This is a genomic window from Kitasatospora kazusensis, from assembly GCF_039529945.1.
Classification (GTDB): domain Bacteria; phylum Actinomycetota; class Actinomycetes; order Streptomycetales; family Streptomycetaceae; genus Kitasatospora; species Kitasatospora kazusensis.
Genome location: NZ_BAAANT010000027.1, coordinates 86,434 through 94,635 on the forward strand (window position 1 = coordinate 86,434; position 8,202 = coordinate 94,635).

The following is an 8,202-nucleotide window of genomic DNA, read 5'->3' on the forward strand; positions in this document are numbered from 1 at the left end:
TGCCAGCACCGACCCCATCCGGGCATCCACGGTCGATGCCGAATCCTGTCGTAAGGGCGTTCGCAGGGCTGCAGGCACCCGTCCTGGGGAAGGGCACCGTAGCGTGCTCCGGACCTTCCCAGCGCAGCCTGCATGTCCGGTCGTGGATCAGTCCTGCGCCACGAAGCCGCCGACCACCCGCAGCGGCAGGCCCGGGATCTCCAGGTGGCCCGTGACCTGACTGGCCAGCCATCCAGGTACGTCCTGGTCGTACTCCTCCCACTGAGCCCACTGCCTGAACCACACTCCGATGCCCCAGGTTCCGTCAGGGCGCGGAATCAGGAAGCAGCTGTCGCCCTCATACGTGGTGGCCCACAGCACCATCCCGCGCCTGTGGGGGTACAGCTCGTACGGGATCTTGTGCGGCACAAGAACCTGATAGAGCGGACCCATCGCCGCTATCATGTCGACCATGGTGGGCTCGCGTGACTGCGGGTGCAGGAGGCAAAGGAACTTCCCGATCACCCCCGGCCCGTACGCGGCCGCGAACTCCTTGTAGTCGGCAGGCAGTTCCCCGGCAACAGCCTCGATTGCCTGCCAGCCAGCCGTGTCGGAGTAGCCGCGAGCCGGACCGAAGCACCCTTCAAGATCTACCGCAGTCGACATGGATCTCCACTCTCTACTCAACTCCTGCGTCCCGCCAACTGCATGAGTCTCGCGCATGCGGCGCCACCGTAGATGCCAGGACCGAAACTGTCGTTCCCGCAGCCGTCCGCGCCAGGCTCCGGACCGAGCCAGTGCCTTGGCAAATCACTTAGCTTTCACGATGACGTGCGACTGAGCTTCACGCCCTGACCATCAGCGGCCGAAAACAGCGCTCCACACGACGGCGGATCGGACGGCGCGGGGGATTTATCGGCGCTTGCGTCTCTCAACGGCACGACGCGCGACATCGTCAAGAAACCAGTACTGCCATCACCACCAACGGGTCACACGGCACACCAGGCTCGGCGGCACGGGTATCACGTGTCGTCGGCGACCGGAGGTGCACGCTCCGCCCGACGACCTCACCACGTCGACCGGCGAGCTCAGGCGCAAACCCTATCGGGCTAGCCCGCACTGCCCCCGAAATCGATTCCGGCTAGCCTTTTTGCATGAAACCGCATGAACGAAAGGCGATCATTAGATCGACAGCGGTTCGCCTTGTCAATACATCCACAGCCGAGGCACTGACTGCGCTTGACTCCGTTGGAATTAATTATCGAAGGGTCACGCCGCTCTCGGTCCCTCCAGCAGGCCAGGCACGGTATGACTGGTTCGAAAAAGCGTTGCACCAAGGATCTAATCAAGCTCTCTTGAACCTTCAGAACCGATTCGACGTACAACCTACAGGTCGCGATGCCCACTCGCCGGATACCCGTTCGCACGACTCGGCAACTACTCCAAGGGTAGGAATGCCTGGAGATATCTTCGTTGTACATGGTCATGATGAGCTATTCCGTGCGCAAGTGGTGCGCCTTCTCGAAAACTCCACTAGCCGCAATGTAATCGTGCTAGATGAGCAGACTAGTCACGGTCGGACAATAATCGAGAAGTTCGAGGCCCACGCCGGAGCAACGGCATACGCCGTTGTTCTTCTTACCGGCGACGATGAAGGCAGAGTCAAGGGCCAGAGTGAACTAAAGCCCCGTGCGCGCCAAAATGTAATCCTAGAGCTTGGGTACTTCATGGGGGCCATTGGACGCGCAAAGGTCGCCGTACTGCACGACGCTGACGTGGAGTATCCATCCGACATTCATGGCGTGGTATATATCGCGCACAAAAATCACTGGAAGCTCGATCTTGCCAAGGAGCTGAGAGATTCAGGAATCCCAGTTGACTTCAACAAGCTCTGAAGCATCCCAGCGAAGTTCGATCCCTCCCCGATCTTCCGGGCGAGGGTTCGAACTCTATGGGCCCGGTCCAGGACCTATCGGATGGCCGGACCGGGCCCCGATCGCCAGGCGTTGATCCGCTTGCTGACGCCGACCATCCTGGGGAGGTCGTCCAACTGTGCTGCCGCGGACTGCGCCACTTCATGGGAATCGTCGGAGTCAGGCAAGCGGCGTTCCATGCTCCAGATAGGCGGTCGCCGAGTCCGCCCGAGCAACGCATGCAGCGTGGACCCGACGGGCCAGGCGGGGAATGAGGTGAACGTCCACCCGGTCGAGCCCATAAAACGCGTACTCGCCGATTTCGGTGCCGTCGACGGTGATCTCCCCGAGCCACTCGGATTCGAGCGTCCCACCGTCGAAGACGAAGAGCAGCTTGTCACCTTCGGTCGGGTGGGGTGCCCAGTCCGCAACGAGGAGACGGCCGATCGGCGGGGTGATACCGAGCTCCTCCTTGACCTCGCGGGCAGCGCCCTCACTCGGGGTCTCGCCGGGGTGCAGGTAGCCACCGGGGATTTCCCAGCCAGGCTTGTAGGTGGGCTTGACCAGGAGCACCCGGCCGCTGTCGTCGAAGAACAGCACGCCGGCGGCGGTACGGGGTTGCGCCACGGCCTCACTGACTTCGGAGTCGCTCATGCGGAGGACTGTAGCCGTCCCCGGACTACCGCCGGGTGAGGGCTCGGACCGGGCGGGCCCGCGTACTACCGGATGGCCGGGCCGTGCCCGGACCGCCAGTCGTTGATCCGCTTGCGGATGCTGGAGACCATGGGGAGACCGTCCACCTCGCCGGCCTCAAACCACGCCACCTCGTGGGACTCGTCGGACACGCGGAGCCTGCCACCGGTCGGGCGGGCGAGGAGGCAGATGGAGAACTCCTGGCGGACCTCTCCGTCGTCGTAGGCGAAGACGTGGCCGGGGTTGGTGTAGGTGCCGACGATGGCGGTGATCTCCACGTCGATGCCGGTCTCTTCGAGGGTCTCTCGGATGCCGCAGTCGGCGAGGGACTCGCCAAGTTCCATCTTCCCACCGGGCAGTGCCCACAGGCCGTTGTCAGTCCGGCGCTGGAGCAGGATGCGACCGGCGGCGTCCACGACCACGACCGAGGCGGCGGGTACGAGACTGTTGGGCTTCGGGGCGTTCGGGTCGTCTTCGTAGTCACGCCGGGCCATGGTGCGTTTCCTCCCAGATGTCGCGTCCTCGGGTCCACAGTTCCTCGACGTGATCGGCGAAGCGGTCGAACATTCCGTCGGCCTGGCTGCGTCGTAGGTGCATCATCGGCGAATCGTGGCCGACCCTGCGAGCAAGGATCGGTGTCACGATCATCTCGTCGTCGAAGCGGAACACTGACAGGTTGACGTGGCCGGTCTCGAAGCGGCCTTCGATGTTCCCGACCTCGCGCAGCCTCGCCAGTTCGCTTATCGTCACGGCGATGCGCGTGGACAGCGTGAGCGGCACGTTCTCCTCGTCCTCCCGAGCCCTGGTGACTGGGCTGTCAGGATCGCCGATCAGGAACCTGATCCGACATCCGGTCTGCGCCTTACGCCGGAGCGCGCCGGCTAGGTTGGCCTGTTCGAGCCACAGGAAGTAGTTGGTGTAGCCCGCGAAGGTCAGCTCGTGCTGAGCCTTCGTGATGAGCGAGCGCCAGAGCGATGCCGGAGCAGCTGACCGGTACGGGAACACCTGGATGACTTCGCGGTCAGGGCCTGTCTTGAGCGCCGATCGGACGGCGGTGGGCCACACGGCGGCTTCCTCCTCTCCCAACGCCTCGCAGGCTGCCCACCGGTGGCGGGCGTGGGGGATTCGGCTGGGGTCGGTAATCCATCGGCCGATGGTCTTGGGATCGACGCCGCATGCCTCTGCGAGCTGCGTTTCGGTCATCTTGGCATTCGCCATCGCACGGCGGAGAGCGTGGTTCACAGTTCACCTCGTGGGCCCGTGGGGGACGAGACGAACCATACGGGCGAAGTGTCCTAAACGTCCTGCAAACGCGGTAGGAACACTCTGACGTGGGGTGGAGCATCAACTGTGTGATCGAGACTCATCGCTCCAGGCGGCCGCTCTACAGGACTGAGCGCAGCTTCAGGGGCCCATTCGGAGTCCTGACTGGCTCACCCCAACGGTCTTATCAAAGGGGGCTTTGACGTGCCCGAAACACTTGAACGACCCTCCACAGAAGCGGGCGAGTACGCGCGCTGGCTGCCGCGTCACCGGAGATCGGCCGGCGTTGCCCGGTTGCTGCTCCGCGAGTTTCTGGGCGGACTGGTGGATGGCAAACTCTACGTTGATGTTGGTGAGTTGCTGCTCAGTGAGCTGGTGACCAACGCTGTTGAGCACGCGCGGGTGTCGCCGCGTCGGGTGTTGCGGGGGCAGTTGATCGCGGTGCGGTTCGAGGTGGCGGTTGGGCGGCTGCGGATCGAGGTGCACGACGCAAGCTGCGAGCGACCGGAGGCGCAACCGCTGCCGGACGGTGACGACGAGTCGGGGCGCGGGCTGCTGCTGGTCGAGTCGCTGGCGGTGGCGTGGGGGTGTTGCCCGCGTCCGGGCGGCATCGGGAAGTTCGTATGGGCGCATGTAGGCCCGGCGGAGGGTGCGTCGTGAGGCGGCCAAGCGCTCGGTGCGAGTCGAGGTATCGCGGTGCTTTTACTGCGACGCGGGTCTGCGGACGGGCGCGGCACGGCTCATCGTCGTGGACGGCCTGCTGGTCGTCGTCCACCGCCACCACCCCCGGCACGCCGGTGAGGCCTCCGCGTGAGCCCTGAGTCCGGCTGGCGCAAGGAAGACGACGCGCACAGCAGGTGATCGCGGACTGCCGAGCCGGGCTGTCGTAGGCGCCGACCTGCGTCGGCTGACGGGCACCGATCCGCGCCATTGGCGCCTGAATGGGGGAAGTTCCAGCACCGTTCGCACTGCCCTCCTGGCGACAGGCGTTCAACTGCGCCCTGCGGGGCGCCTCTTCGAAGGGACCGTTGTTGAGAGTCGGAAAGAACACGCGCACCCCGGCCTCCGTCGGCGAGGGGCCGGTCACGGTCGAGATCGGGGGTGTGACCGGCCCCGCCACATTCGCCCGGCTGCCGGACGCGCTGGCGGCACTGTGGCAGTCATTGCGGCCGCTGCCGCTGGGCGCGGTGCAGTACGACGCTTACGAGTACTTCCTCAACCGCCCTGACTCATCGGAGCGCGTGGCCGAATTCCTTAAGCGAGACGGCGAGTTGCAGCTCACCTTCGCCATGGGCGGCGTGACCCATGTGGTACGGGTGCGCCCGGCCGCAACGGGTGCCGGGTGATCCCGTGGCTGAGGCAACCGGGCTGTCCGCGCAGCGGTCCCGGTACGGGGCCGGGCCGCTGCGCGGACACCGTCAGGCCTCGGTGCGCTCGACCGGGATCCAGAGTTGGGTGTCCGACTCCTTCCAGTCCTGGGACGGCCGGGTGCGGAGGATCTCCGGGCCCGGCCGGGTCGCGTACGGGTTGGACGGGAACCATTCGGTGAAGACGTCCCGCCAGAGGTGCTGGAGCGCCTCCGGGTACGGGCCGGAGTTCTCGAAGACGGCCCAGGTGCCCGCCGGGACGGTGAGGACGTCCAGGTCCTCGGGGGCCTCGGCGCCGGTGACCACCGCGTGCCAGTAGTCCTGGAGGCTGCCCTCCTCGCGGCTGGCGGAGTGGTACACGATCACCGAGAGGATGCCCTCCGGCTCCTGGTCGGACAGGCTCGTGATGCGCTGCACGGTCTCCGGTCCCATGCTCTGGATGTGCTCCAGGACGTGCGGGTTCACGCCCTCGTAGATGAGCGGGACGGTCGCCATCCCGCCGACGACCCGGAACTCTTCCTTCTCCACGATCCGGTACTTCATGGTGCTGCTCCCTTCGACGACGAGGCGGAAGGACATCCGGGACTGGGAGTTCAGCGCCGCGCCGGTCCGCCTGGCCTCGCCGGGGCCGACCCCGTGCACCGCGCGGAACGCCCGGGCGAACGCCTCGGCCGATCCGTAGCCGTAGCGCACCGCGACGTCCAGCAACGTCCGCTCCCCCGCGAGCACTTCGGCGCCGGCGACGGTCAGGCGCCGGCGCCGGACGTACTCCGACAGCGGCATGCCCGCCAGCATCGAGAACATCCGCCGCAGGTGGTACTCGGACGTGAGCGCGATGCGGGCCAACTCGGCCGCCTCGATCTGTTCGCCGAGGTGGCGTTCGATGTGCTCCATGGCCTGGTTCAGCCGTTCCAGCATCCCGGTCTCCTTCCCTTTCGATCACTCACCCTAGGAAGGAGCCACCCTGCCGCACCCGACATCCTGTGCCCGTTCCGGTCGGGTGCGGGCGCCGCCGGACCGGTCGGTTCGGGCCGATACGATCGCTCTCACGTTCGACAGGCCGCGCCACCGCGCGGCGAGGGGGGAACACCGTCATGCAGAGATTTCGCCGGGCAAGCCTGATAGCCGCCGGGGCGCTGATCGTCGGGGGCCTGCTGCCCGTCCAGGCCGCCGTGGCGGCGGGCTCGACACTGCAGCTCTTCGACCCGAGGTGCGACGTCGACGCCGGGGAGCAGCCGTGGACGGGCCACCCGTTCACCCTCAAGGCCGGGCAGGACTACAACCAGTACTGCCGGGTCGACATCACCGGCATGCCGTCCGGGGGCCTGCGCGGCCTGACGGCGAGCTACACGCTCTCCGCCGCCTCGGTCGCGGCCAGCGGCTACACGGCCCAGCAGCTGTCCCGGATGATCACCGCGCAGACCACCATCGGCGACGCGGCCCGGGAGCTGACGACCGGCGTCTGGCCCTGGACGGTCAACGCCGACGGCTCGATGACCATGACCGGGCCGGGCTTCGACCTGTTGCCGGAGTGGGCCAACGGCAACTACTACGCTCCCCGGGGCCAGCTCGGCTTCATGTTCACCGCGGCCTCCGCGCTGAAGTCGGCGGTGCTGCGCGGGCAGATCCAGGTCAGCGACGGCCAGGGCGGTACCGTCCAGGCCTCGGCCGACCTCGACTACGTCGCCGACGGCCACAGCATCCCGGCGGGCACCGCCGGTACGTTCCAGCCGGTCACACCCGTCCGGGCGCTGGACACCCGGTACGCCGTCGGCGCGCCGAAGGCCCCGGTCGGGCCGGACAGCAGCATCACGCTCCAGGTCGCCGGGCAGAACGGCGTCCCGGACAAGGGCGTGACCGCCGTCGTCCTCAACGTCACGGCCACCAACCCCACGGCCGGCGGCTTCGTCACCGTCTACCCGCACGGCCAGGCCCGGCCGACCGCCTCCAACCTCAACTTCACGGCGGGTCAGACCGTCCCCAACCAGGTCACCGTTCCCGTGGTCGACGGCCGGATCAGCCTCTACAACCACGCCGGGACGACCGACCTGATCGGCGACATCGACGGCTACTACACCTCCGACGGCAGCGGTTCGCGCTTCAGCACGACGGGCCCGAGCCGGATCATGGACACCCGCAAGGCCGTCGGCGCGCCGAAGGCCCCGGTCGGGCCGAAGGGCGAGGTCACCCTCCAGGTCACCGGGGGCAACGGCGTCCCCGACACCGGCGTGACGGCCGTCGTCCTCAACGTCACCGCGACCGACACCACCACCGGCGGCTTCGTCACCGTGTACCCGCACGGCCAGGACCGCCCGACGGCGTCGAACCTGAACTTCACGGCGGGCCGGACCGTCCCCAACCTGGTCACCGTGCCCGTCAGCGACGGCAAGGTCACCTTCTACAACTCCGCCGGGACGACCGACCTCCTCGCCGACGTCGCCGGGTACTACTCGGCCACCGGCTCGGTCTTCGTACCGACCGGCCCGACCCGGGTGCTGGACAGCCGGACGGGCGTCGGCGGCGTCGGCGGCCCGGTCTGGAACGGCAACATTCCGACCGTGGCGGTCAACTCCTGGAAGAACGGCGTGCCGCCCTTCGGCGTGACCGCCGTCGCCCTGAACGTGACCGCCACCGGGGCCACCGAGGGCAGCTACGTCAGCGTCTACGGCGCCCAGCAGACCAGGCCGACCGCCTCCAACCTCAACTTCGGCCAGGGGCAGACCGTCCCGAACGCCGTGGTGACGCCGTCCCAGGGCGGGGTGGACTTCTTCAACCACAGCGGGAGCGTCGACCTGGTGGCCGACCTCGCCGGGTACTTCACCACGGGCTGAGCCCGGCACAGCGGCACGACAGCACAGCAACAACACGGCAGCGGCCCCGCCGGAGGGAAGGCGGATTCTTGGGGTCCTCGCAACACCTGATGATCTATGTGGTCGTCAGTAGATCACGCAGGCGCTCGGCTGGAGTTCTCCAGCCGAGCGTTTTGC

9 protein-coding genes are annotated in these 8,202 nt (G+C 67.1%); 4 read left to right on the forward strand and 5 right to left on the reverse strand.

Annotation, left to right across the window (positions count from 1 at the left end; translation table 11 throughout):
• Positions 1 to 147: 147 nt before the first annotated feature.
• Positions 148 to 645 (reverse strand): hypothetical protein, encoded by a 498-nt coding sequence (locus ABD330_RS21725; protein WP_344467589.1) that lies wholly within the window; start codon positions 643 to 645, stop codon positions 148 to 150.
• A 788-nt stretch (positions 646 to 1,433) separates the two neighbouring features.
• On the opposite strand from ABD330_RS21725, the gene ABD330_RS21730 reads away from it, so the two are divergent.
• Positions 1,434 to 1,874: a TIR domain-containing protein gene (locus ABD330_RS21730; RefSeq protein ID WP_344467601.1), complete on the forward strand. Its 441-nt coding sequence runs from the start codon at positions 1,434 to 1,436 to the stop codon at positions 1,872 to 1,874.
• A 198-nt stretch (positions 1,875 to 2,072) separates the two neighbouring features.
• Here the strand turns inward: ABD330_RS21730 and ABD330_RS21735 are convergent, their stop codons facing one another.
• The 3 genes from ABD330_RS21735 to ABD330_RS21745 all read right to left on the reverse strand — a co-directional run bounded on the left by ABD330_RS21735 (position 2,073) and on the right by ABD330_RS21745 (position 3,803).
• Positions 2,073 to 2,546 carry an NUDIX domain-containing protein gene (locus ABD330_RS21735; RefSeq protein ID WP_344467590.1) on the reverse strand — a complete coding sequence of 158 codons (474 nt, stop codon included), beginning with the start codon at positions 2,544 to 2,546 and terminating at the stop codon, positions 2,073 to 2,075.
• A 65-nt stretch (positions 2,547 to 2,611) separates the two neighbouring features.
• On the reverse strand, positions 2,612 to 3,079 hold the full coding sequence (locus tag ABD330_RS21740) for an NUDIX hydrolase (RefSeq protein ID WP_344467591.1): 468 nt from the start codon (positions 3,077 to 3,079) through the stop codon (positions 2,612 to 2,614).
• Positions 3,066 to 3,803 carry a DUF5919 domain-containing protein gene (locus ABD330_RS21745; protein WP_344467592.1) on the reverse strand — a complete coding sequence of 246 codons (738 nt, stop codon included), beginning with the start codon at positions 3,801 to 3,803 and terminating at the stop codon, positions 3,066 to 3,068. Before ABD330_RS21745 ends, ABD330_RS21740 begins: the two co-directional genes overlap by 14 nt.
• Positions 3,804 to 4,052: 249 nt before the next feature.
• On the opposite strand from ABD330_RS21745, the gene ABD330_RS21750 reads away from it, so the two are divergent.
• Both ABD330_RS21750 and ABD330_RS21755 read left to right on the forward strand, forming a co-directional pair.
• Entirely contained in the window at positions 4,053 to 4,508 is a 456-nt protein-coding gene (locus tag ABD330_RS21750; RefSeq protein ID WP_344467593.1) for an ATP-binding protein, read from the forward strand.
• A 371-nt stretch (positions 4,509 to 4,879) separates the two neighbouring features.
• On the forward strand, positions 4,880 to 5,194 hold the full coding sequence (locus ABD330_RS21755; RefSeq protein WP_344467594.1) for a hypothetical protein: 315 nt from the start codon (positions 4,880 to 4,882) through the stop codon (positions 5,192 to 5,194).
• A gap of 72 nt (positions 5,195 to 5,266) precedes the next feature.
• On the opposite strand, the gene ABD330_RS21760 is transcribed toward ABD330_RS21755, so the two are convergent.
• Positions 5,267 to 6,133: a GyrI-like domain-containing protein gene (locus tag ABD330_RS21760; protein ID WP_344467595.1), complete on the reverse strand. Its 867-nt coding sequence runs from the start codon at positions 6,131 to 6,133 to the stop codon at positions 5,267 to 5,269.
• A gap of 176 nt (positions 6,134 to 6,309) precedes the next feature.
• Here ABD330_RS21760 and ABD330_RS21765 point away from each other — a divergent pair, with 176 nt between their 5' ends.
• Entirely contained in the window at positions 6,310 to 8,046 is a 1,737-nt protein-coding gene (locus ABD330_RS21765) for a hypothetical protein (protein WP_344467596.1), read from the forward strand.
• The last annotated feature ends 156 nt before the right edge of the window (positions 8,047 to 8,202 follow it).

Bases quoted from the DNA above. Each gene is read 5' to 3' on its own strand.
- ABD330_RS21745 (WP_344467592.1), bottom strand. From the start codon at position 3,803: ATGGCGAATGCCAAGATGACCGAAACGCAGCTCGCAGAGGCATGCGGC.
- ABD330_RS21725 (WP_344467589.1), bottom strand. From the start codon at position 645: ATGTCGACTGCGGTAGATCTTGAAGGGTGCTTCGGTCCGGCTCGCGGC.
- ABD330_RS21765 (WP_344467596.1), top strand. From the start codon at position 6,310: ATGCAGAGATTTCGCCGGGCAAGCCTGATAGCCGCCGGGGCGCTGATC.
- ABD330_RS21735 (WP_344467590.1), bottom strand. From the start codon at position 2,546: ATGAGCGACTCCGAAGTCAGTGAGGCCGTGGCGCAACCCCGTACCGCC.
- ABD330_RS21760 (WP_344467595.1), bottom strand. From the start codon at position 6,133: ATGCTGGAACGGCTGAACCAGGCCATGGAGCACATCGAACGCCACCTC.
- ABD330_RS21740 (WP_344467591.1), bottom strand. From the start codon at position 3,079: ATGGCCCGGCGTGACTACGAAGACGACCCGAACGCCCCGAAGCCCAAC.
- ABD330_RS21730 (WP_344467601.1), top strand. From the start codon at position 1,434: ATGCCTGGAGATATCTTCGTTGTACATGGTCATGATGAGCTATTCCGT.